The organism is Nodularia harveyana UHCC-0300 (assembly GCF_034931085.1).
Classification (GTDB): domain Bacteria; phylum Cyanobacteriota; class Cyanobacteriia; order Cyanobacteriales; family Nostocaceae; genus Nodularia; species Nodularia harveyana.
In genome coordinates this window covers 1-22,402 of sequence record NZ_JAYGHG010000017.1, presented here as the reverse complement: position 1 = coordinate 22,402, position 22,402 = coordinate 1, and the positions used below count along the sequence as shown (strand labels likewise).

General features: G+C 42.6%; 19 protein-coding genes and 1 CRISPR repeat array. Of the genes, 7 read left to right on the top strand and 12 right to left on the bottom strand.

All coding sequences use genetic code 11. The annotated features are described in order from the left end of the window. Positions 1-92 precede the first annotated feature (92 nt). On the top strand, positions 93-1,427 hold the full coding sequence (locus tag VB620_RS11670) for a TldD/PmbA family protein (RefSeq protein WP_323196321.1): 1,335 nt from the start codon (positions 93-95) through the stop codon (positions 1,425-1,427). Between the two features lie 263 nt (positions 1,428-1,690). Beyond that, a CRISPR array of direct repeats spans positions 1,691-3,382; the repeat unit is 37 nt; unit sequence GTTGAAAAACTACCTAATCCCTATCAGGGATTGAAAC. A gap of 71 nt (positions 3,383-3,453) precedes the next feature. On the opposite strand, the gene VB620_RS11665 is transcribed toward VB620_RS11670, so the two are convergent. After that, complete coding sequence (locus VB620_RS11665; RefSeq protein WP_323196320.1) at positions 3,454-4,857, bottom strand: amidase; 1,404 nt, start codon at positions 4,855-4,857, stop codon at positions 3,454-3,456. Between the two features lie 228 nt (positions 4,858-5,085). On the opposite strand from VB620_RS11665, the gene VB620_RS11660 reads away from it, so the two are divergent. Continuing rightward, a complete protein-coding gene (locus VB620_RS11660) occupies positions 5,086-6,588 on the top strand; it encodes a hypothetical protein (RefSeq protein WP_323196319.1) in 1,503 nt (500 codons plus the stop codon). Positions 6,589-6,742: 154 nt separating this feature from the next. Here VB620_RS11660 and VB620_RS11655 read toward each other — a convergent pair whose 3' ends face one another. From VB620_RS11655 to VB620_RS11640, 4 genes are all read right to left on the bottom strand, one after another. After that, positions 6,743-7,366: a Uma2 family endonuclease gene (locus VB620_RS11655; RefSeq protein WP_323196318.1), complete on the bottom strand. Its 624-nt coding sequence runs from the start codon at positions 7,364-7,366 to the stop codon at positions 6,743-6,745. A gap of 73 nt (positions 7,367-7,439) precedes the next feature. After that, positions 7,440-8,267, bottom strand: a complete 828-nt coding sequence (gene map, locus VB620_RS11650) for a type I methionyl aminopeptidase (RefSeq protein WP_323196317.1) — start codon at positions 8,265-8,267, stop codon at positions 7,440-7,442. A gap of 119 nt (positions 8,268-8,386) precedes the next feature. Continuing rightward, positions 8,387-8,896 (bottom strand): plastocyanin/azurin family copper-binding protein, encoded by a 510-nt coding sequence (locus VB620_RS11645; RefSeq protein ID WP_323196316.1) that lies wholly within the window; start codon positions 8,894-8,896, stop codon positions 8,387-8,389. Positions 8,897-8,921: 25 nt separating this feature from the next. Beyond that, positions 8,922-9,350: a VOC family protein gene (locus tag VB620_RS11640; RefSeq protein WP_323196368.1), complete on the bottom strand. Its 429-nt coding sequence runs from the start codon at positions 9,348-9,350 to the stop codon at positions 8,922-8,924. A 175-nt stretch (positions 9,351-9,525) separates the two neighbouring features. Here VB620_RS11640 and VB620_RS11635 point away from each other — a divergent pair, with 175 nt between their 5' ends. Then, positions 9,526-10,482 (top strand): glycosyltransferase family 9 protein, encoded by a 957-nt coding sequence (locus VB620_RS11635; RefSeq protein WP_323196315.1) that lies wholly within the window; start codon positions 9,526-9,528, stop codon positions 10,480-10,482. Positions 10,483-10,542: 60 nt separating this feature from the next. Here the strand turns inward: VB620_RS11635 and VB620_RS11630 are convergent, their stop codons facing one another. The 4 genes from VB620_RS11630 to VB620_RS11615 are packed head-to-tail and all read right to left on the bottom strand — an operon-like array spanning position 10,543 to position 13,908. Further along, a complete protein-coding gene (locus VB620_RS11630; RefSeq protein ID WP_323196314.1) occupies positions 10,543-11,238 on the bottom strand; it encodes a DevA family ABC transporter ATP-binding protein in 696 nt (231 codons plus the stop codon). A gap of 33 nt (positions 11,239-11,271) precedes the next feature. After that, the gene (locus tag VB620_RS11625; RefSeq protein WP_323196313.1) at positions 11,272-11,424 is read right to left on the bottom strand and encodes a hypothetical protein; all 153 of its coding nucleotides are present in this window, start codon (positions 11,422-11,424) and stop codon (positions 11,272-11,274) included. Positions 11,425-11,428: 4 nt separating this feature from the next. Further along, positions 11,429-12,610: an ABC transporter permease DevC gene (gene devC / locus VB620_RS11620; RefSeq protein WP_323196312.1), complete on the bottom strand. Its 1,182-nt coding sequence runs from the start codon at positions 12,608-12,610 to the stop codon at positions 11,429-11,431. Beyond that, positions 12,607-13,908: a biotin/lipoyl-binding protein gene (locus VB620_RS11615; protein WP_323196311.1), complete on the bottom strand. Its 1,302-nt coding sequence runs from the start codon at positions 13,906-13,908 to the stop codon at positions 12,607-12,609. Before VB620_RS11615 ends, devC begins: the two co-directional genes overlap by 4 nt. Positions 13,909-14,220: 312 nt before the next feature. Here VB620_RS11615 and VB620_RS11610 point away from each other — a divergent pair, with 312 nt between their 5' ends. After that, positions 14,221-15,093: a TetR/AcrR family transcriptional regulator gene (locus VB620_RS11610; RefSeq protein ID WP_323196310.1), complete on the top strand. Its 873-nt coding sequence runs from the start codon at positions 14,221-14,223 to the stop codon at positions 15,091-15,093. A 231-nt stretch (positions 15,094-15,324) separates the two neighbouring features. Here VB620_RS11610 and VB620_RS11605 read toward each other — a convergent pair whose 3' ends face one another. Beyond that, positions 15,325-15,801 carry a CRR6 family NdhI maturation factor gene (locus VB620_RS11605; protein WP_323196309.1) on the bottom strand — a complete coding sequence of 159 codons (477 nt, stop codon included), beginning with the start codon at positions 15,799-15,801 and terminating at the stop codon, positions 15,325-15,327. Positions 15,802-16,100: 299 nt separating this feature from the next. Between VB620_RS11605 and VB620_RS11600 the strand changes: the two genes are divergently transcribed. The 3 genes from VB620_RS11600 to VB620_RS11590 all read left to right on the top strand — a co-directional run bounded on the left by VB620_RS11600 (position 16,101) and on the right by VB620_RS11590 (position 18,669). Further along, a complete protein-coding gene (locus VB620_RS11600; RefSeq protein ID WP_323196308.1) occupies positions 16,101-16,550 on the top strand; it encodes a Fur family transcriptional regulator in 450 nt (149 codons plus the stop codon). 50 nt (positions 16,551-16,600) lie between these two features. Beyond that, positions 16,601-16,741, top strand: coding sequence for a hypothetical protein (locus VB620_RS11595; RefSeq protein WP_323196307.1), 141 nt, complete (start codon positions 16,601-16,603; stop codon positions 16,739-16,741). A gap of 164 nt (positions 16,742-16,905) precedes the next feature. Then, positions 16,906-18,669 (top strand): DUF3685 domain-containing protein, encoded by a 1,764-nt coding sequence (locus VB620_RS11590; protein WP_323196306.1) that lies wholly within the window; start codon positions 16,906-16,908, stop codon positions 18,667-18,669. A 301-nt stretch (positions 18,670-18,970) separates the two neighbouring features. Here the strand turns inward: VB620_RS11590 and VB620_RS11585 are convergent, their stop codons facing one another. Both VB620_RS11585 and VB620_RS11580 read right to left on the bottom strand, forming a co-directional pair. After that, on the bottom strand, positions 18,971-20,449 hold the full coding sequence (locus VB620_RS11585) for an alpha-amylase (protein ID WP_323196305.1): 1,479 nt from the start codon (positions 20,447-20,449) through the stop codon (positions 18,971-18,973). Positions 20,450-20,665: 216 nt separating this feature from the next. Continuing rightward, the gene (locus VB620_RS11580; RefSeq protein WP_323196304.1) at positions 20,666-22,120 is read right to left on the bottom strand and encodes a dihydrolipoyl dehydrogenase family protein; all 1,455 of its coding nucleotides are present in this window, start codon (positions 22,118-22,120) and stop codon (positions 20,666-20,668) included. Positions 22,121-22,402: the final 282 nt, after the last annotated feature.

Sequence of the window (22,402 nt, the reverse complement as noted above, 5' to 3'; positions counted from 1 at the left end):
CAGTAGGTTGAATTTCATTCCTCGACCCAACCTCTAACTCATTTCTCTGTGTTCTCTGCGCCTCTGCGGTTCGTTATTCCCAACTCCTCACCATGAAACCGACCTTAGAAACCAACTTCAATCAACTTATAGAAACCCTACTAATTAAAAAAACCGCCACAGAACAATTCACCCTCATACTCACCAGCGAACACAGCCAATTTACCCGATTTAACCATGCTCAAGTGCGCCAAACAGGTTTAGTTACAGATGGTTCCATCACACTCACCTTAATGGAAAATCAGCGCAGCAGTTTTCGTACCTTTCCCTTTACCGGAAACTGGGATATAGATTGGCAAACAGCATACACAGCATTACTGGAACTGCGGGAAGAATTGACACAATTACCAGTTGACCCCTACTTAGTTTTACCATCCGGGAATAATAGCAGTCGAGAAGTCAACACAGGCAAATTATTAGCAGCAGAATCAGTAACACCAACAATATTAGAACTAGTTAGTGACCTAGATTTTACGGGAATGTATGCCGGCGGAGTAGTGGTTAAAGCTTATGGTGATTCTGAAGGTCAAAAACACTGGTTCGCCACAGATACCTTTACCTTAGATTATTCTCTATTTGATACCAAAGGACAAGCCGTTAAAGGTATATTTGCTGGTAGTAATTGGGATGAAGCCGCTTATATCGCCCAAATTAACCAAGCTAAAACCCAACTGCAATTACTTTCCCGTCCCGCCAAACAAGTAACCAAAGGAAAGTATAAAACTTACTTTGCACCGGCTGCGGTTGCTGATTTGTTGGGGATGCTTTCTTGGTCTGCTGTCAGTGAAGCCGATTTACAACAGGGAAACAGTGCTTTAGCCATGTTATCCCGCCAAGAAAAACAACTTTCGCCCCAGTTTAGTTTAAAAGAAAACTTTCAACAGGGGTTTGTACCACGGTTTAATCAATTGGGGGAAATGGTCGCCCCAGAATTACCGATAATTTCCCAAGGCGTTTTAGTCAATACTCTAGTTAATTCTCGCACAGCCAAGGAATATGGCAAAATCGCCAACGGTGCGAATAGTTCGGAAACCTTACGTGCGCCAGAAATCAGTCCGGGGAATTTAGGCGTTGAGGAGATTTTGCAGAGTTTAGATACAGGACTATATATATCTAACTTGCATTACTTGAATTGGAGCGATCGCCCCACTGGTAGAATTACAGGTATGACTCGTTATGCTTGCTTTTGGGTAGAAAACGGGGAAATCATCGCCCCCATCGAAAATTTACGTTTTGATGAAAGTCTCTATCGCTTCTGGGGAGATAACCTCATAGAACTCACCAATTTTCAGGAATTTATCCCGGAAGTCGGAACTTATGGAAGTCGCCAATTAGGAGGGAGTTTAGTTCCGGGAATATTGGTTAATGATTTCACTTATACGCTGTGATCTGGTGCTGTTTTGCGTCAACCAGTAGGTGTAAAATCAGAGGTGGGCAAAATATCGCCTGTATTCCTTGCTGTACAAGGGTTTCGAGCGTTATGTAATCAAAGTAGGTTGACGCAATCGCTGTAACCCTTGCTATTACGTGGTTTTTGCCCAAATTTCACTCTTCCCCTTGACGACCGCGATGGCTGAAATGCTATTATCGTTTTAGGTTGACGAAATTGAACCTTGAAAACTAAATATAGTAAGGCTTCTAAAGCTGGGCAGTTGAAAAACTACCTAATCCCTATCAGGGATTGAAACAAGGTTGGTAGTGCCGTATGTAGATGACCGCTTCTGTTGAAAAACTACCTAATCCCTATCAGGGATTGAAACATATTGCCCAGTGTGAACATGGAGGGAATGCCCCGTTGAAAAACTACCTAATCCCTATCAGGGATTGAAACCTGAGGGATGCTGATCAGATTCGCTGAGTAGTAGAGTTGAAAAACTACCTAATCCCTATCAGGGATTGAAACCATTCATTTTGGTTATCAGTTGGTTTTCAGGATGGGTTGAAAAACTACCTAATCCCTATCAGGGATTGAAACTCCTAGTGAATTAGTATATGTTTTGAAAAAAGGGAGTTGAAAAACTACCTAATCCCTATCAGGGATTGAAACTCCGTTTTTTCCGTTTCTGAAATTATTTCAACCTCGTTGAAAAACTACCTAATCCCTATCAGGGATTGAAACACTGCGTAGACTGGAAACCGAGAACCAGTCACTAAGTTGAAAAACTACCTAATCCCTATCAGGGATTGAAACAAGACATAATGTCTGGTGTAAAAGGACAAGAAACGTTGAAAAACTACCTAATCCCTATCAGGGATTGAAACAATTTTATTTTTTAACTGATCAGATGGCTGATCACGTTGAAAAACTACCTAATCCCTATCAGGGATTGAAACCCGCCACCAAATACACCTGCTGATACCCAGGAGGGTTGAAAAACTACCTAATCCCTATCAGGGATTGAAACAGAATAAATTAGCTAACTTAATTGGTACTTGCGTAGGTTGAAAAACTACCTAATCCCTATCAGGGATTGAAACTCGACCTGTAGAAAGAATGGTCAACTTCACCCCAAGTTGAAAAACTACCTAATCCCTATCAGGGATTGAAACACATTGAAGGGAATGATAAAGCCAGCCGTATAAGTTGAAAAACTACCTAATCCCTATCAGGGATTGAAACTCGCTATGCCTACATCAGCTTAGGAAATTTAGTTGTTGAAAAACTACCTAATCCCTATCAGGGATTGAAACCCATCTGCCAATCGGGTGCTTAGGTAGCGATAGCGGTTGAAAAACTACCTAATCCCTATCAGGGATTGAAACGTGGCTGGCAAAGTGTGGGCAAGTCGCACAGGTTGTTGAAAAACTACCTAATCCCTATCAGGGATTGAAACTTGTCTAATATTATAGCAGAATCCGTACAGATAAATGTTGAAAAACTACCTAATCCCTATCAGGGATTGAAACATTAAAGGAATTAGCAATATTGCAGCATCTCCCTTGTTGAAAAACTACCTAATCCCTATCAGGGATTGAAACAAGGAGTTTTCCTGCATCCACCAACAACTCAGACTGTTGAAAAACTACCTAATCCCTATCAGGGATTGAAACAGCCTATCCTAAAATACTTGCTGACTACGCTGAGGTTGAAAAACTACCTAATCCCTATCAGGGATTGAAACAATTCTTTGGATGAGGCTAGGCAGGTCTATCTGGTTGAAAAACTACCTAATCCCTATCAGGGATTGAAACGTCAACTCTCAACACCGATGACTGGCAGCAGCAGGGGTTGAAAAACCACCTAATCCCTATCAGGGATTGAAACAACGAAATCAACATTTTGGCTCTCAAAAGCATCATTTTGAAGTTGAAAAACCACCTAATCCCTATTGGGGATTGAAACAATTTAGTCGCTTTATCACCTTTGGTTAAAAAATGCGTGTTGAAAAATCACCCAATCCCCAGTCCCCGAAATTAAGCCGATTTAACCAACGCTGGACGATGTTGAATCCAAGGATTTGCTGCTTCCAATTGCGCCGCCAGAGAGATTAAAGTCGCCTCAGCCGCAGGTTTGCCAATTAGTTGTACACTTATGGGTAGACCATGACTATCAAAACCTACCGGTAGGGCGATCGCAGGTTGACCCGTAGCATTAGCAAAAGGACAAGGTGCAACCCAAGTGACAATTTTTTGGAATGTTTCCTCCGGACTCAAATTAGCCCACTCTCCCACACGGATGGGCGAATGCAGATAAACAGGCAATACCAGTACATCTACGGTATCGAAAAACGCCACAATTCGCCTAGCTACCATTTGCATTTGGGAAACAGCCCGGAGATATTCACCCACAGAACTGCTGCGCGATAAAAGCAACTGATTCACAGGCTGTAAAGCCTCCATCGGGATTTTCGCAGCCGCTACCCCACCTTGCCAGACAACTTTAAATGGTTCCACTAAATCAGTCAAATCCGGGCATTTCTCCTCAATTGTGTGACCAAATTCCGCTAACAATTTCACCGTTTTCAAAACCCCTTGTTGACAATTAGCATCAGCCTCTCCCAGGGGAGGAATATTTGTACTAAAAGCAACTCGTAAATTACCGAGTTTTTCCGTAGTCGCAGCCAGAAAAGAGGGTTCGGGATTAGGTAGCCAGTAAGGGTCACCAGTAACGTAGCCAGACATGACATCTAAAAGGGCGGCTGCATCAGCCACAGTCCTCGCAATGGGTCCATTTGTCGCAATTCCCGCCACGCTATTTCCCGCCGGTGCATGAGTGACTCTACCCCTGGATGGTTTGATTCCCACTAAACCACAGCAAGCCGCAGGACCCCGCACAGAACCCCCACCGTCAGAACCTTGGGAGACAGCACATAATCCCGCCGCTAGTGCTGCTGCTGCGCCTCCACTGGAACCGCCGGGGGTGTATGCTAAATTCCAGGGGTTTCTGGCTGGGGGAAATCCTGTAGGTTCGGTGTAAGGAAATGAACCTAATTCAGAGGTGGCGGTTTTACCGAGAATAATCAAACCTGCTTGCTTAATCAGGGTGACGACCCCATCATCATAGTTAGGGATATTTTGTAATAATGCCGGATTACCGTAAGTACAGGGTATCCCTGCGACTGCATTCAAATCTTTAATGGAAATTGGCACACCGAACAATGGCGGTAATTCTGCGGAAGTTGCTAGGGTTTCTGTTTTTACTTTAGCATCTGCGATCGCCTGTTCAGCCGTCACCGTCCAGTAACTTCCTAATTGGGGGTTAAATTCCTCAATTCTCTCTAAATATAATTCCACCAACTCCAAAGGCGACACTTCCCCCCGCCGAATTAACTGCGCCAGTTCTACAGCTGGGGTAAAAGCTAAATCATTTTTATTCATAAGCTAAATTAAGGGGCTATTTTATATTTTGTGGAAATATTACCAGGAAACTGTTATTTTCAACTTTTTTCCGGTAATCATGTATCATATATATCCTAAGATTTCTCAATCCATCACAACACAGAACCTTTATACACAGGGCGAGACTCCGACTCTCAGCATCAACTGACGGCATAGTTGATTTTAATTGTTCCACATAAACTTTCGAGAAGTCCCCAAGGGATATTTATGACTAACTTAGAAGAAATTTTTAATCAACTCCCGCAAATGGTTCTGAGTCTACAGTTGAATCTGGGTAATTCCGAGCAAATCACGCAACAAGTTACCCTCATAAATAATATCCAGTTACAACTAAGTTACCTGCAAACAATAATTATTGAAGAACTAAAATCAGCAATAATTAATAATTATTCAATTCATAATTTACCCCCGATTGGTACAATCAAAACTCTGTTTCTAGATCATATTTTTCCAGGAGAAACAGAGATAAATGCTCACAGAAAATATATCACAGCAAAATTCGGCAACCCCAGTACAGAAATTTCTATTAACGACTTACAATCAAAAATTGATGATTGGATAGAATGGGGAGATTTCCTGCGTTTTCTAGCCGCAGATATTCTAAACGATTCTCAATTAATCAGTCAACTAAATTCTCATAGTCACCATAGCAACTTATCGGCTGAAGTGCAAAATCTGAGCGAGAACTTAGAAATTAACTTAGCATTGAATAACTCTGATATTTTAGCGCAGCAAATCCAACAATTGAGGAATGCTCAAAGAGAGACTTTGCAGGTCAAAGAAACACTCATCACTATTACTAATAGTATTAATCTTAGTCCTAAATTTTTAACAATTCTCACAGGTTTATCATCTTTTTATGGTCAGTCCAGCTTCACCTTAGAATGGTTAGATGATCATCAAGAGTTAATTATATCTAGTAATAGTAATTTTCAGGAATTAACAGATATTGTCCAAGAATTTCAGGAACTACAAAAAAATGTTTATATTTTAAATGCCCAGCTTAACAGCTTAATACAAAAGGCTGAAAAATCTCTGAGACATTTATCAAAAAAAAGGCAGCGAAAAACAGTAATTAATTATCCAAGCAAGATAATATCAAAGTTAAAATCATCGAAAATATTCTACCCCCTTCTGATTGTAGCTTCAAGTTTATTAGTCTTAATTTCCACCGGATTAATTAGTCAACAGAGAAACACATCTGTTTCGCCACCTGTGTTGACTTCACGCCAGGAATCTACAGCAGTTGCTAGCTTTAAATCTGCGCTTCAACTGGGTCGAGAAGCTTCCGCACTAGTGGAAAATCCGCCCTATCCTGTGACAGTCTGGGAAGAAGCAGAAACCAAATGGTTACAAGCAATTGACTTGTTAATGAGCATTCCACCAGGAGCATCTGTTTATACTCCAGCCAATGAGAGATTATTTCGCTATCGCCGTAACCGCCTTGCTATTAGTGAAAAAGTTTTGGCGGAAGAGCAAGCCACAAAAGACTTACAAACTGCTCAAAAATTGGCAACAGAAGCTACTTTTTTCCTCCAAAATTCCCAACAGTCAGCCTTAGCTTTACTTCAAGCCAAAGCTAAATGGGAAGAAGCTATCTATTTATTAGAAAATATTCCTCAAAGTACATCTATTTACCCAGAAGCTCAGGAACTACTTCCGATTTATCAAAGTAATTATGCAGGTGTTCTTATATTAATTAAAGATTAAATCGTTTTGAGGATGGGTAAGACTTGTACTGAGCAGTTCGGGAAGCTCACTGTAAAACTTATCAAAGTATACCCACCCCACAATATGTAAGAATTTATATTCTTGTGTTCTGTGAGAGAATTTAAAATAACTTTTAGTTATCCTTGTGCTATGTTTAGGAATTATTTCCCAGTTGAAAAATTTGGTTTGCGGTTAAGTTTAACTCTGGGAATGCTGGTGATTGAATGATGTCACTTCCCCGAAACTGAGTTACTTGATATTCACCTTCTATAAGTTGATATACAGAAATAGTAGGTTGTTTCGGATTACCAATAAATTTTCTTCCCCCCAAAGCGAGATAATCCACTAACCAATATTCAGGTATACCCATTTCTTCATAATCAGCTAACTTTTTATAGTAATCATCCCGCCAATTACTACTCACTACTTCAATGACCAATGGTACTGATGCACCTTGGGTAACAGTTGATTGTTTTTTCCATAATGGTTCGTTTCCTAAGTTAGCACGGTTCAATATTAAAACATCTGGTAAATAAGCTGATTCGCTTTCAGGTGGTTTAACTAATGCTTGTTTAGGGATAGTATAGGGAAGATTTAATCTATCAAATTCTATAGTTAGTTTTCGCGCTATAAATCCGGTAATTTCTTCATGTTCTCCTAGTGGTTGTGGCATTTCACAAATTACCCCATCATGTAATTCATAGAATATTCCTTCAGGTTTCCACTCTATAAATTCGGCATAGGTTACTACTTTGGGCTTGGTTATGGCTTGAGTCATAAAACCCCTCTGAATAATGTGAATTCCTCCCTCTGAATATTGAAACCTAAAGAGGGAGATTTTAGTTTGATGGTTATACTTTTGTGCGGTCTGTTAATATTTCGTAACCAGTTTCTGTTACTAAGACTGTATGCTCAAACTGTGCGGATAGTGAATTATCTACGGTTACGGCTGTCCATCTGTCTGATAAGATTCTGGTGTGTTTAGAACCTGCATTCAAAATTGGTTCTATGGCTAAGGTCATTCCTGCACGGAGTTTGACGTTAGGCATTTGCCGGGTGCGGAAGTTGAATACTGAGGGTTCTTCGTGTAAATTTCGACCAACACCATGTCCGGTAAATTCTTCAACGACACTAAAACCGTTGGCGTTTACATGGTCTTCTATGGCTCCCGCTAAGTCTAGCAAATAAGTACCTGCTTTAACTTGTTCAATACCTTTAAAAAGTGCTTCTTCGGCGACGCGAATCAGTTTGGCTGCGTCTGGGGTAACATCACCTACGGCGATTGTGATGCAGGAATCACCATGAAAACCTTGATAATAAGCGCCTGTATCTACTTTTAATACGTCCCCAGTGCGAATTACTTTTTTCGCGTTGGGGATACCATGTACTACTTCATTGTTAATACTGGAACAAATGGAACCGGTGAAACCGTGATATCCCTTAAAGCTTGGTGTGGCATCCATTTCGCGGATGCGTTTTTCTGCATAAGCGTCTAAATCGGCTGTGGTCATTCCTGGCTGTACCATTCCAGAAATTTCTTTGAGTACGGTGGCGACTATTTTTCCCGATTCCCGCATGATTTCGATTTCACGGGATGATTTTATTTCTATACCTCGGCGTTCTCTTTTTGCTGGTTTGGCTGAAGTTTTTTGAGGGAGTAGGTTACTAAAAATGTTCATGGGTGATTAATAATTACTGGCGCTGGACTGCTAAGGGGGCAGTATTTTTGTTAATTGAAAAACTACATCTATCTTTAAGTTAGCTTATTTTTACCTGTGGCTAACGCGCTATTTTGTGGTTAGTGGATGGTGATTTCACCGGTCATGCCGGCTTCTGTGTGTCCTGGTATGGAACAGTGTAAGTTATAGCTTCCTGGTTTTATGGGTAAGAAGACCCATTCGGCTTCACCACCGGGTTTGAGTTCTAGTTCATGAATTGCACCTTTGACTTCTACTTTGCCGGCTTGGACTTTTTGTGTCCAGATAGCATCTGCGAAGTCTTTGGCGGTGAAATAATGCTTTAATTGGCTGGGGTTGTGGAGGTGTAGTAAATAGCGTTTACCGGGTTCAAATTCTAAATGATTGGGTTCAAATTTGAGTTCGTTAGCAGAATTACCTAAGCTGATTGTAATTTCTGTGGCTGGTTGCTTGAGGGGATTTTCGGTAAAGTTGGCGGCGATCGCCTGATCATGATTCACGAAACCCAGGCAAAGTAATAAAACTATTAAAGTTAACTGCCGGATGGCTGAAAATACAGCAGATAAATTCAGGTATAAATTTTTTGTAACTTTTTTAAATAACCAAGTCATGGCGATGTTTATCAAGTGGGGATAACTAATCCAGTGTAGCCAAACAGCGTATAAATTCTAGGGGTAAGCCATCGGTATCAGCAATAAAAGCGACTTCCCAAATGCGATCGCCTATTTGCTGCTGGGTTGGTGCTAATAGTATTTTCAGGGGTGGTAAATTTGCCGCCGCATCTACACGTAATTGTAAATTTGTCAACCAGCTAGGTAAATCTGATGTAATTTCAGTTAAATCAAAGGAGAGATGATAATAGCCAACGTAATGTTCATCGCCAAAAGCATCCGGTGCGGGTTTGGGTTCAGGAATTTGGATTAATTCGATTCTGCCCTGTAAGCCTGTCATCCAGCAAGCCAGCGTGTAGCCTGTGGTGAAGCGTTCGCTAACTGTAAAGCCTAATTGTTCATAAAAGGCGATCGCCTGATGAATATTCGCAGTCCGAATCGACGCATGGTGCATAAAGGTAAATTTAAATGTTAGCGGCTGGGTGAGAAACCATAAGCTTGCTAAAAGTATAACCAAAGCTGAGTAGAACTTTCGCCAGTGCCTGGAATACCCAGCCTTTAGGCATAGAGAGTGTGAATATAGTCATTATTCACCTAAAATAAGGAGCAAGTACGCGTCAACAAATATTATGCGAGTAGTAGCCCTTGTCCCTGGTGGAATTGGCGACCAAATTCTTTTTTTCCCGACTCTAGATGATCTGAAGCGTTCTTACCCTGAAGCTCAGTTAGATGTCGTAGTCGAACCCCGGTCCAAGGCTGCTTACCGGGTGAGCCAGTCAGTGAATGATCTACTGACCTTTGATTATCAAGACCGCAACAGTCTAGCCGATTGGAGTAACTTTGTCGGCACAATTCGAGATCGTGAGTACGATGCTGTAATTACTGTAAGAGAAAGCTGGTTAATGGGTCTGGTTCTGTGGTTAACAGGAATCCCCACCCGCGTTGGTTACAACGGCCAAGGATCAGGTTTTCTGACTAATTCTGTGCCGTACCCATCAAAGCAGTATTTAGCGGCGGAATACCACAAGTTACTGCAACCCTTCGGGATTAACACTCCTTGCCCAGAGTTGGCAGTGAATATACTGAAATCAGACATTGAGTGGTCACAGAATGAACAAAAACGCTTGGGTGTCAACGAAACAGGCTATATCTTGATTAATGCTGGTTCTAGTCAGATATCGCCAACAGCTGTGGATCAAGTCTACCCCGTGAATAATTGGCAAGAAATTATTCAGGAATGTCAACAAAAGCAGCCAGATTTACCTGTGGTACTGATTCAACAATCTGAAAATCAGCAAGTAGGGCGATCGCTCTTCCAAAGGGTTCCAGGTATCAAGGTCACGTCTCCTGATAACATTGGCAAGTTAGCCGCCATGATTGGTGGAGCTAGTTTGATGTTATCCACGGATGATGCATTACTCCAGTTAAGTGTAGCAGTACAAACTTATACTATTGCTCTGTTTGGCTCTAGAGATCCTGGGAGGTTGTTGCCCAAAAGCGATAAATTCTTGGCGATTAAATCACCTACAGATCAAATCGCAGATATTTCACCCCAAATGGTTTTGGAGAAAATTTGGGGCGGCTAAACTGGTGCTGAGTGCTGAAAAAAAGTTATAAATTTGCCAATTCTTTTTTTCCACTCAGTATTAAGCACTACTAACAGAACTTACACCATCTCTCACGAGATGGCCATCTTCCATATAGATAATTCGGTCAGCGATATCTAAAATACGGTTGTCGTGGGTGACAAGTAAAATTGTACAGCCTTGCTCCTTGGCTAATTTCTGCATAATTTCCACAACATCGCGCCCCGATTGTTTATCCAGTGCGGCTGTGGGTTCATCGGCTAAGACGATTTTGGGCTGACTTACTAACGCGCGTGCGATCGCCACCCGTTGTTTTTGTCCACCAGATAAATTATCGGGATAGTAATGGAGTCGCTCTCCCAAACCCACCGACTCTAACATTTCCTGCGATCGTTGGATCATTTCCTGGGGTGAAATATTCGGTTGCACTTCCAAACCCATCCGCACATTTTGCAGCGCAGTTAAACTCCCATGTAAGTTATGCGCCTGAAAGATATAACCGTTGCTTCGCCGCGCCTGTGTTAGATATTTGGGGCTAGCGCCACACAGTTCTCTGTCTAACACCCGCACACTACCAGACTGGGGAGAACGCAACCCTCCCACTAAAGTTAGCAGTGTAGTTTTACCAGAACCAGAAGGGCCAGTCATAATCACAATCTCACCGGCATTAATTGTGAGGTTGATATTAAATAAAACCTGTTTACTCAGTTGACCACTACCAAAGTAATGATCAAGATTTTGAATAGAGATAACCATAGGATTTGTCATTTGTCATTGGTCATTAGGAAATTACCGTCTTCTCCCCACACTCCCCACACTCCCCACACTCCCCACACTCCCCACACTCCCCACACTCCCCACACTTCCCACACCTCCCACACTCCCCACACTCCCCACACTCCCCACACTCCCCACACTCCCCACACTCCCCACACTCCCCACACTCCTAAAACATATCCGCAGGGTCAGCAGATTGTAATCTCTTCGTGGCTATAATTCCAGAAATAGTACACATAATAATTGTCAGCAATAATACAAATAATGCCCGAAATAAAGTCATGTATACTGGTAAATTTGTCGCATTACGAGCCAAGCGATAAAGTCCCAAAGGCACAACAAATCCGGGAATGAAACCCAATAAAGCTAAAATAATGGCTTCTTCAAAAATTACCCCTAACAGGTATGAATTAGGATAACCCATTGCTTTAAAGGTGGCATACTCTTTCAAGTGGGAATTCACATCAGTAGAAAGAACTTGATAGACAATAATCACACCGACGATAAATCCCATTGATACGCCCAAACTGAAGATAAACCCAATGGGACTTTCACTTTTCCAGTAATTTTCCTCAAATTTGATATATTCTTCCCGTGTTAGCACCTTGACATCCTCATTATTTTGGAGATGCAATTTTAATGCTGCTGCTACCTGCTGCGAATCATAGCCTGGTTGAATATCAATCAAACCCAGGCTGATACTCCCGGCTTGTCTTCTGGGAAATACTCGTAAAAAATTGTCCTGGCTGGAAATCAATGTGCCATCAGCACCAAAGGATGCGCCTAATTTAAATGTGCCATTGATGTTAATGGTACGTTTCTCTATTTCTGTGGATACAGTTTTACCTGCGTCAATTTGGCTAAATACTTCTTCGTATTCCCCCCTGGCTCCCCGATCAAAAAGAAAGAAATCTGGGAGTTTAATCTTGTCTAATTGAGCATTTACTTCTGGTAAGTCTAAAGTAGGCTGCTCAGGACTAATACCAATGGCTTGGACTGAGGTTTTCCGCCGTGTTTGGGGATTCTTCCAAGTCACTAACCCGATATACATGGCTGTCGCTGATTCTACACCTGGAACATCAGCAGCCTGAAATAATCGCCGCCGTGAAAAGGTGGACATATTTTGCATATTGCGGCTTTGAGGACTGATTAAAATGATGTCTGCCAGCACAGCCCGATTTATGGTGGTGTTACTGTCGTAGAGCGCATTCTGAAATCCTAGCTGCATAAAGATGAGAACATCGGCAAAGGCAATACCTGCTAAAGCGACAAATAGACGACTTGTATTATGGCTGAGTTGTAGCCATCCCAGGGGTGTTCGCCGTTGTAGTTCTTTGATTAAGTTTTTCACAGTTCAATCACCGCCTTTACTTGTAAATTGGTAAATTTGGCGGCTTTTTGGCTGGATGCTTGATCTAGTTTGACATGGGCTTCTACTACTCTGGAGTCGATATTTTCCGTGGGGTCACTGTTGATAATATTCTGCCGTTCTACTTTCCAGCCTACCCAATCTACGGTTCCTACTAATTCACCTGGGAGAGAATTACTGGAGATTCGCACCCGTTGTTGAGGTTCTACTTTGCTTACGTCGCTTTGATAAATTTCGATAACTGCATACATCTGGTTGGTTTGCCCAATGTCGATAATGCCGTCATTTGATACCATTTCACCTGAGCGGGTATTAATGTCTAAGATCACACCATCTTGGGGCGATTTGACGTAAGCCTGATCTAAGTTAGCTTTTGCCTGTTTCGCGGCGGCGATCGCCCGGTTAACTTCTGCTTTGGCTCCGGCGACATCTACTGGACGAACTTCGGTGATCCGGTCTAAGGTAGCAGATGCAACATTGGCTTGCTGGCTGCCCGTGGATTGAATACGAGCTAGGACTGTTCGAGCTTCGGTAATTTGCTGGCGACCAGTGCCATCAATGCGTTTGAGAATGGCTTTGGCTTCGCTCAACTGTTGGGTGATGATATCTACACTTAAGCGTTTGGAGTCAAATAGAGACTGGGAAATTGCACCTTCCGAGTACAATTGCTGATAGCGTTGAAATTCTACTTGGGCATTTTTCAATTCGGCTGTCAGTCTCTTAATTGTGGCTTCTTGTGCTGTTTTCTCCCCTTGCCACTGTACTTCTAATCGGGTGACTGTTTCTCTTTGCTGCCTTTCGTCTCCTAGAGTCTGGGCTTGAATACGCCCCATCTCGGCTTTTTGTGCTTCTATTTCACCGACTTTTGCTCCTTCCTGGATTTTGTCCAAGTTTATCTGTGCTACTTTGACGCTGGCTTCGGCTTCTTGTAATGCGGCTTCTAAGCGATCGCGGTTATCTAAAATGGCGATCGCCTGTCCCGTTTTTACCTGATCTCCTTCCTTGACCAACAGTTTCTCTACCCGACTACCTTGACTCGATGCCGGTGCGGAAAGTTTAATCACTGTGCCTTTGGGTTCTAATCTCCCCAGGGCAGTCACCGTTTTAATTTCAGGTGTACTCACCTCGGCGGTGGGAGTCGTTTCTAATACTTGTGATTGCCAAAATTTATAACCTGTTGTCCCAGCGATCGCCAAACTTGTCGCTACTGTCAATATAATCAGTTGGCGAGAGCTAGGCTTAACGAATGCCGAACCTTTAGCAGTGCTATCAGGTAGCATAAGCCCCCTCTTTTATGTATGAGTAAACTATTTAGTTTATTTGCTATCCACTAAACTAAACTGTACATTCTAGTAATGTCAAGAGTCCAGAAACCTAAATATATAGCAACCACCCAGGAGGGTAAGAAAAAACAAATCATCAAACCTTTCCCTACTCCCCAGCTATAGGACTCCTATTTAAATTTTGATAGCTTGCGTGGCGTAGCCATACAAAACCCCGTATATCTTGATTCCCTGCTCCCCACTCCCTGCTCCCCTGCTCCCTGCTCCCCTGCTCCCTGCTCCCTATTCCCTATTCCCCACTCCCCAGCTATGAAAAAAAAACCGACAGAAAATCATCAAATAGAGCGTTTACTCTCACCAGAGAAAGTTGATGCGATTTTCGCTGGTGCTATGCAAGAATTTTTAGCTAATGGCTATGCAGCCACCACAATGGATAAAGTCACAGCAGCAGCAGGAGTATCCAAAACAACTGTCTACAGCTACTTTCAAGATAAAGAAAGATTATTTATTGCTCTGATTGAGCGACTAGCCCAGGAAAATTATCGTGCAGTATTTATTCCCCAAGATCCAGAATTTCTAGAAGGAGAACCTCAAATTGTTTTGCACCGTTTAGCAACCAACATTTTGGGGCGGATGAGTGATGAACAGGAAGTTTTGAATTTAGTCAGAGTGATTATCGGTGAATCTGGACGTTTCCCATTGCTGGCGCAAGAGTTTGTGCGTAACATCCACAAACCTGCGTTGGAACTTCTCAACCAATATTTTACCGCCCATCCAGAACTGCAATTACCTGACCCAGAAGTAGCGGCGCGGATTTTTATGGGGACATTAGTTCATTTCAACATTATTCAGAATATGCTACATAGTCAGCAGTTATTACCGATGGAGGGCGATCGCTTAATTAATCAGCTAGTTAACTTACTCACAAGTAATCAGACTCCCAAAACCCCAAATCAGTACTCAGGAACTGTTCAGAAATCCCCCAGGCGCAAGCGTACTGCGTCGGGTAAATTTAAAATGGATTATGGTCGTGAACCAAAACATCTCAGGTCTATGCGACTGACAGATACAGCTTGGGAAAAGCTAGCAGAATTGGCAGCTAAACATAATATGACCAGAAGTGAAGCTATGGAAATTTTTGCCCGTAACGGTACTTTAGATAATCACAACCCAGAAACTTAATTGTGTATATACATGGCAAAGTCTTCTCTTTCCTTGCTCAGGCTACGGTGTACACACATCCTGATCCATAAAGGGTTTCTCGCCCTAAAAACAGGATTTAACTGGAAATCCAGTTCCCCTCATCGCTTGCGGGGAGGGGCTAGGGGTGGGGTCTTATGGCAGAAAAAAGCAATTTCCCGACTTGTATGTACACGATAGCCTGAGCAAGAAGAGAGATTCGCGGTGAGGTTATTAAGCAAATATCTCAAACAAAGCATCATCTAATTCATAACCGAGCATTTGCGCCATAGACTTTAACCGCGATGGGCTGGAGATACCTTGTTCCTGGAGCCAATCACCTAAAATAAATATCTTGTGCATGAGAAATATTTCTAAAGCTTCAGGGTTATATTGAATACCTTCTTTGGCACTAAACTGGTGTGGTACAAGCATGGCACTGTAACGAGCCAATTCGCCCGATTTCCAATCTAGTAAAAATGGCAACCAAGGATACTTCGCATCTAAACGGACAAACCACAACCGCAACTCAGGAATTTCTGATAATTCGCGGGGGTCTCCTGGTTCTAAAGAATAGTTAATATCAAAGCTTAACTGCTGTTCATGAGATGCAACTGCATCCTCTTCTAAAAGTTGCGAAATCACCTTGATGGCAGGTGAAATATCGAGATTATTAACGTACTCACTATCGAGTGTGATCTTGATTGTCATTGATTCCGCCGCCACTTTCTATATGCTTAACAGTATGATCGAGAATCCACAGTACCAGCTTTCCGGTTTCTATGGGAAATTTTTATCGGTACTCGCCCAATTTTGCAGACATCACACCTACCTATAGTTGGACATTTGCCACAATTTTAAGTTAAAGTTGTAATGAGTTTGTTTAAGATCATAAATCAATTCCGCAGCAACACAAGTAGGAGCAAAATAACTCAGTAATATGCTGGTAGATCAAAACAACCCATAAACATTGAACCGGGAAAATCCCCTTATAGTTAACCAACTTAACTATGCAAAATCAATCTATATCCTCAACACCAATTCGCTCTCTAGAAGATGCCCTAGAGCGATGTCAGCTATTGGGTATGCGCGTTAGCCGTCAGCGTCGGTTTATTTTAGAACTGCTGTGGAAAGCTAATGAACATCTTTCTGCTAGAGAAATTTATGACCGCCTCAGCCAAGAGGGTAAAGATATTGGTCATACATCCGTTTATCAAAATTTAGAAGCCCTATCAACTCAGGGCATCATTGAATGTATTGAACGCTGTGACGGGCGTTTATACGGCAATATCAGTGATTCCCATAGTCACGTCAACTGTATTGATACTCATCAACTTCTTGATATTCATATAGAACTCCCCGAAGAATTAATCCGTCATGTTGAACAAACAACAGGAGTACGGATTACAGAATACAGTGTTAACTTTTATGGCTACCGTAATCCCCCAGAAATAGCATAAGTCTGGAACTCTGATGAATCATTAACTTTCTTTTGTGGAACAGCCATACTATGGCTAACGCCACGCTACGCGGTAAGCGTAGCTATGCCGTAGGCTTTACGACAAGCTCAGTACAAGTCTTGCTTGTTTTGAGGGGACGAACCACAGAGGCACAGAGTACACAGAGAAATCAGGGTTTGAGTGGTCACTGAGCAGTTCGGCAAGCTCACTGTAACACTTGTCGAAATGGGATATTTTTTGTCAGTCCTGTAGCGTGGCTAACCTACTCTCTGATTAGTGACAATGAGCAGGACTCAGATTAGCATCAAAACTATGAGAGACTGTATATCAACAGTCATTGTGTATTGTCAATACCATGACCAATAGACCCCTAAAGTTAATCTTAATTGACCAAGACCCCATATTCCGGCTAGGACTACGGGTGGCATTGTCATCACTTCCTGATATTCAAGTAGTAGCCGAAGCTGAGACAGATACAACGGCTTTGCAGATACTGGCAGAACTGGCTCAAGAAGACCCCCAGCAAGTCAATTTAGTGGTTTTAGAATTGGGGAATGGTCGCTCTATTTCCAGCCAGCAGCAGGGTTTACAACTCTGTCAACAACTAAAAAACCAATACCCTCAACTAGCAGTCTTGCTACTTAGTTCTGTGCAAGAACCAGGATTACTGTTAGCCGTGCGAGCTGCTGGCGTTAATGGCTATTGTCCTAAAGGCTCTCCTATTCCTGAGTTAGTCGCTGCGATGGAAGCTGTAGCAGATGGTGCTAACTATTTCCCCTCAAGCCAAAATTTAGATCCAATTTCCCCTCAGTCCATCCCATCACCGCCTATCCCTCTGGCGAGGGTGCGAAAAAATTGGTATTTCTCAGGAATTGGTTATATTGAGGCGAGTTTAGCCCAAGTGACAGCGCAATTACAAACCCCTGGATTACGATTAATAGATCAAGCTGTTTTTGCTGGACAACGACGAGAATTGTTAGCAGCTCGTTGGTTACTCAGTCGGTTATTGGTTTCACCAGAGGAAAGACAGGAAAAAGAATCCATTGCAGTAACACAGTCACCGCCTGTAATTCCTTCTTTCAGTATTGCCACTGCGCCACTAGAGTTACAGTTAGAACCAACAACGTCTCCTTTACTGAGTCCGCGATCGCTACAATCTGATTTATTTTCATTATGTGTGAACAAGTTACAATTCTCTTTACAAAATGTCACAGATGTCGCTTTAGAAATTGACATATTTCGTGAAGATAAAAAACGGGAATTACTCTACCTAACTCTGCAAAAACTGGCTCAAAAACTGGATGAACTGCGTGTCCCTCAAATTACCATCCCGCAACTGGAAACTTTAAAAGACAGCATATTATATGATTTATGGCAAGCAGTAATTACAGATTTTTTTGGTAAATTCTATCGAGTGGAAGTAGATAAGAAAAACATAGAAGTTGTTAATCTCTTGCTGCAAAATTATCGAGTTGTCCAAACAGAAATTTGTAATAAAATTCCCTTAGTTGAACAATTATTTTCGTATTTGGTATTTCAGACAGACTTACAAATTGATAATAGCTGCTGTACCGCCGGTACTTCTGAGGCTCAGTCCCAAGCATTAATGATTTTAGAAAATTTATTAATTCAGGTAGCTAATGCTGTAGTGCAACCATTACTCAACTCTTTAGCAGATGTGGAGGAAATTAAACAGAATTATTATGACCGCCGATTAATTTCCACAAGGGAAATAGAACGCTTTCGTAATGATTTGTCGTGGAAATACCGTTTAAATAAGTATATCAACGAGCCAAAAGCTATGTTTGAAAGTAGCTATGAGGTATTTGTATTTGCACCGCGTGGGATTGCTAAAACTGCGATTTATGCTCCCCGTGGACAAGAATTAGCAAAACTTTCGGGTATTCCCCTATTAGTCACATTAATACTAGAATTTCGAGATGCGATCGCACCGCGTTTAAAATCTTTATTAGCTATTATAGGTAGTAGTATCGTTTTTTTACTCACGAAAATAGTTGGTCGAGGTTTAGGTTTAATCGGTCGTGGTATTCTCCAAGGAATTGGTAGTGTATCTTTCACAGAAAAGAATTTGAATCGTAATAATGAGCGCCCGAAGTAAGAGAACTATTCTTGTTATAGCATTGCCTCATCATACAAGTAAGGATGAAGTAGCTTGTGTGTGGGGTAGCTTCACTTTCACCAAAGCAGGGAAGCTAGGTAATCAGATGGGGTGGTTGGTTAGGGGGAGAAATGAGCAGTCGAATTAAACTCAACCAATCGGTCACCCGACCCTTTGAGTTTAATACTTCGTTAGATCCACCCCATATACCAGCAGCCGACTCTAGTGGTTCACCAACCCAATTTTGCCGTGTAAGTCTCGTGGGGTGTCCTCCGCATATCTCGGCAGATACCCAACGAGACTACGACTGTGGCACCCAGACCGAAACTGAACCGGTATTGCAGCGAAAATCAGCCCAACCCTGATCATTTGTGGTGATAGTCTCGCTAATGTGTTCAGTCAAGTCAACATAAGTCTGATTTGGTTGCCCCACCTCCATCCACTTTGTACCATCACCTCCATTACTAAGCACCACCGCCATACCGCCAGGATGTTTCTCATCGCCCAGGCGCGTCCAGCCCAGTGTGTTGGCATGATCAAAATAGTCGTACTGATCGCCATAAGCATAGGTTTGACGCGCGTGCAAAAACTTATCAATCAGCCATTGATGACTGTCAAGCCAAATCTCATACTCATTGCCATCGGGCCCCTTATCTTTGTAGTGAGCGCCATAATAATCGGCGTAGAAAATGCAGGGATACCCATCGCGTCGAAGTAGGATCAGCGCATACGCCAGTGGTTTGAACCAGCCTTCGACAACCGACTCTAGTGACTGCAAAGGCTGAGAATCATGATTGTCCACTAGGGTGACGGCTAAAGCGGGTTGCTGTTGTACGAGAGTGTTGTCAAAAATCCGCCGCATATCGTAGTCATTACCCTGCGTGCTGGCAGCGCTAAAGTTGTAGTGCAAGGGCGCATCAAACAGTAACACATCGCCACCCGTGACGTTGATGAAATGGTGCAGCGCTTCCACTTCGTAAGACCAATACTCACCCACAGCAAAGAGATCGCGACCCGCGTGTTTGCGGCAGTGGTTTAGCCATTCCGGAAAAAAGCTAGCCTTGACGTGTTTAACAGCATCAAAACGAAAGCCATCTACTTCGGTGGTATCGACAAACCATTCTCCCCAGTGCTTCAACTCGGCTCGTACTTCTGGCTGCTCCATGTCCAGATCGCAGCCCATGAGATAGTCAAACGCACCCTTTTCCAGGTCAACCTGTTCGTCAAATTGTTTATCTTTAAACAGATAAACCGCGTTCTCGCCTTCATTGTAGACATTGTAGTCTACGGCATCGAAGTGCCACCAGTGCCACTCCATCTCAGAGTATTTGCCCTTGCGACCAGGGAAGGTAAAGTGAGTCCACACTTTGATGGTTTGCATATCGCCGATCGCATGGTGGCGATCATCTGGACTGTAGGGCGTTGCTTCCACCTCTTCGGGTTCGTCTGCACCTAATTTATGATTAAAAACCACGTCTGCATACACACGCATACCAGTCGCTCTTGCAGCCTTAACAGCAGTGACGTACTCATCTTTGGTACCGTACTTGGTTCGCACAGAGCCTTTCTGGTCAAATTCGCCGAGATCAAAGATGTCGTAGACCCCATAACCGACATCGTAGCCGCCGGCTGTACCTTTGTAGGCTGGAGGCAACCAGACAGACGTAATGCCAGCATCAACTAGCGCTTGGGCGTTTTCTTTTAATTCATTCCAGAGGTTGCCGTCTGGCGGGATATACCAGTGAAAGAACTGCATCATCACGCCGTTTGGTTCGGACATCTTTATTCCTTTGTTAAAATATCTAAATGGTTTTATTGTGTCGTGCTAACTATACAAGAAATATGCCTGCTTTTCCTAGATAACCGGAATCAGGCAAGGTAATCAACTGGGTTGTTTCGTTTCAGTCTCTAACACTTTTATGACCCAACATCAGGACAGGTAATGATTGATGGGCGGGATGTTCGAGAGTATACATTATATATGAAAACTGCTGTATTATAAATTCCAGTTGCGGCGAAAATGAAAGAAGCCTTCGAGAAAATCTTGTAAAGCATGATTGCTATTTAACCTCTGCTGACCCCACTCTCTGGCTGTATTTTCGATTATCTCGGAAAAACTGGGATAGATAGCAGATAAATTTGCTAATTTTTGCACTGGAATTTTTTGGGATATCGCTAAAGCAATTAAATTAATTAATTCCGATGCTTCTGCTCCCAATATAGAAGCTCCCAAAATTTCGCCATTGCGAAGCACAATTAATTTACATATACCTGTAGTTTCGTCCCGCAGTTGGGCTGCTCTGACTGTTTTATAATATTGTCGTAAAACTAAAATTTCCTCTGGTCTAAATTGGCGCTTTGCTTGGACTTCTGTTAAACCAACTTCCGCCAAATTAGGATAGGAATTCAGCGCCCAAGGAACACAGCGATAATTGACCTTTAATCTTGGAAAAAACAGGGCATTTTTGACGGCAATTCTGGCTTCATAATTAGCAACGTTAGCAAAATCATCCCCGCCAATGACATCACCACAGGCGTAAATGCGGTGGTTAGTGGTTTGTAATTGATCATTGACAACCAAGCGATGCGATCGCCATTTTACACCGACAGCCGCCAAATTCAGAAACTCCAAGTTTGGTTTCTGGTGGGTTGCTACTAAAATTTCATCGGTTTCAATGGCTTTATCTCCTACCAGTACCCACTTTTTATCCTCAATTAATTTTACCTGAGTCACTGGTGTTTGGGTGATAACACGCACACCTTCAACTTCTAACTGTGCTTGCAGCAGGTGGGCTGTTTCTGGGTCAGCATAGGGGAGAATAGATGCAGATTTAACAGCTAATGTGACATTACAACCCAACCGCGCCAGGGTTTGAACGACTTCAATACTTTGAGGAATACCGCCAATAATTACCCAATTTTGGGGTAGGTGTGGTTCTTTGAGGGAATGCCAAATATTAGCTAAAGTTAAGTAGCTGGTAGTTTCTAATCCAGCAATTTCTGGAACGCCTCGCACAGAACCACTAGCTAATAAATAGGTACGTCCCCTGAGTAGCCGTTGATTGACTGCAAAGCCTAAATGGGGGGAGGATTGAAATTCACCATTACCGAAAATTACATCTACACCCAAGGCGGCTAAGTTGGCGAGGGAGTTTTGTTCTTGAATATTGGCGAATATGCTGTCACTGTATAACTTGGCTTCTGGCCATATCAGAGATGTTTGACATTTGTCGGAGGTCTGACCTTCTGTTATGTGAGTTCGCCAACTAGCGATATCACTGAGGTTATGGGCGATGTTGGCAATTTCGCTGAAAGCTTGGTGTTGAATAAATCCATAATTTATATGAGACTCTACTAAGGCCACAGTAGCCTTGAGTTGAGTTGCAACTAGGGCTGCATAACGTCCGGCGAGAGTTCCACCAATAATTACTAAGTCGTAATCAATTGTCATTAGTCAAACAATTTTAGATTTTGGATTTTGGATTTTGGATTGACCCCACAAATAAATCTGGGGGCTTGTACCATTAAGGAACTATTAGTCATTTCCAAAAATCAAATATACCTCTGACCGAAAATAATGGGATACAAGCCCCGTCACTTCGACAGGTGTTACAGTGAGCCTGCGATGCCCTGAGCCTGTCGAAGGGTCGAACTGCTCAGTGCATCGCCTTCTAGGACGGCTTTATGTTAAAATTTGGGCATAGTCGCCATAGGGCATTGGGAGACTTTAAAC

Coding starts and splice junctions, on each gene's coding strand:
- VB620_RS11670 (WP_323196321.1), top strand. CDS start 93: ATGAAACCGACCTTAGAAACCAACTTCAATCAACTTATAGAAACCCTA.
- VB620_RS11665 (WP_323196320.1), bottom strand. CDS start 4,857: ATGAATAAAAATGATTTAGCTTTTACCCCAGCTGTAGAACTGGCGCAG.
- VB620_RS11660 (WP_323196319.1), top strand. CDS start 5,086: ATGACTAACTTAGAAGAAATTTTTAATCAACTCCCGCAAATGGTTCTG.
- VB620_RS11655 (WP_323196318.1), bottom strand. CDS start 7,366: ATGACTCAAGCCATAACCAAGCCCAAAGTAGTAACCTATGCCGAATTT.
- map (WP_323196317.1), bottom strand. CDS start 8,267: ATGAACATTTTTAGTAACCTACTCCCTCAAAAAACTTCAGCCAAACCA.
- VB620_RS11645 (WP_323196316.1), bottom strand. CDS start 8,896: ATGACTTGGTTATTTAAAAAAGTTACAAAAAATTTATACCTGAATTTA.
- VB620_RS11640 (WP_323196368.1), bottom strand. CDS start 9,350: ATGCACCATGCGTCGATTCGGACTGCGAATATTCATCAGGCGATCGCC.
- VB620_RS11635 (WP_323196315.1), top strand. CDS start 9,526: ATGCGAGTAGTAGCCCTTGTCCCTGGTGGAATTGGCGACCAAATTCTT.
- VB620_RS11630 (WP_323196314.1), bottom strand. CDS start 11,238: ATGGTTATCTCTATTCAAAATCTTGATCATTACTTTGGTAGTGGTCAA.
- VB620_RS11615 (WP_323196311.1), bottom strand. CDS start 13,908: ATGCTACCTGATAGCACTGCTAAAGGTTCGGCATTCGTTAAGCCTAGC.
- VB620_RS11610 (WP_323196310.1), top strand. CDS start 14,221: ATGAAAAAAAAACCGACAGAAAATCATCAAATAGAGCGTTTACTCTCA.
- VB620_RS11605 (WP_323196309.1), bottom strand. CDS start 15,801: ATGACAATCAAGATCACACTCGATAGTGAGTACGTTAATAATCTCGAT.
- VB620_RS11600 (WP_323196308.1), top strand. CDS start 16,101: ATGCAAAATCAATCTATATCCTCAACACCAATTCGCTCTCTAGAAGAT.
- VB620_RS11595 (WP_323196307.1), top strand. CDS start 16,601: ATGGCTAACGCCACGCTACGCGGTAAGCGTAGCTATGCCGTAGGCTTT.
- VB620_RS11590 (WP_323196306.1), top strand. CDS start 16,906: ATGACCAATAGACCCCTAAAGTTAATCTTAATTGACCAAGACCCCATA.
- VB620_RS11585 (WP_323196305.1), bottom strand. CDS start 20,449: ATGTCCGAACCAAACGGCGTGATGATGCAGTTCTTTCACTGGTATATC.
- VB620_RS11580 (WP_323196304.1), bottom strand. CDS start 22,120: ATGACAATTGATTACGACTTAGTAATTATTGGTGGAACTCTCGCCGGA.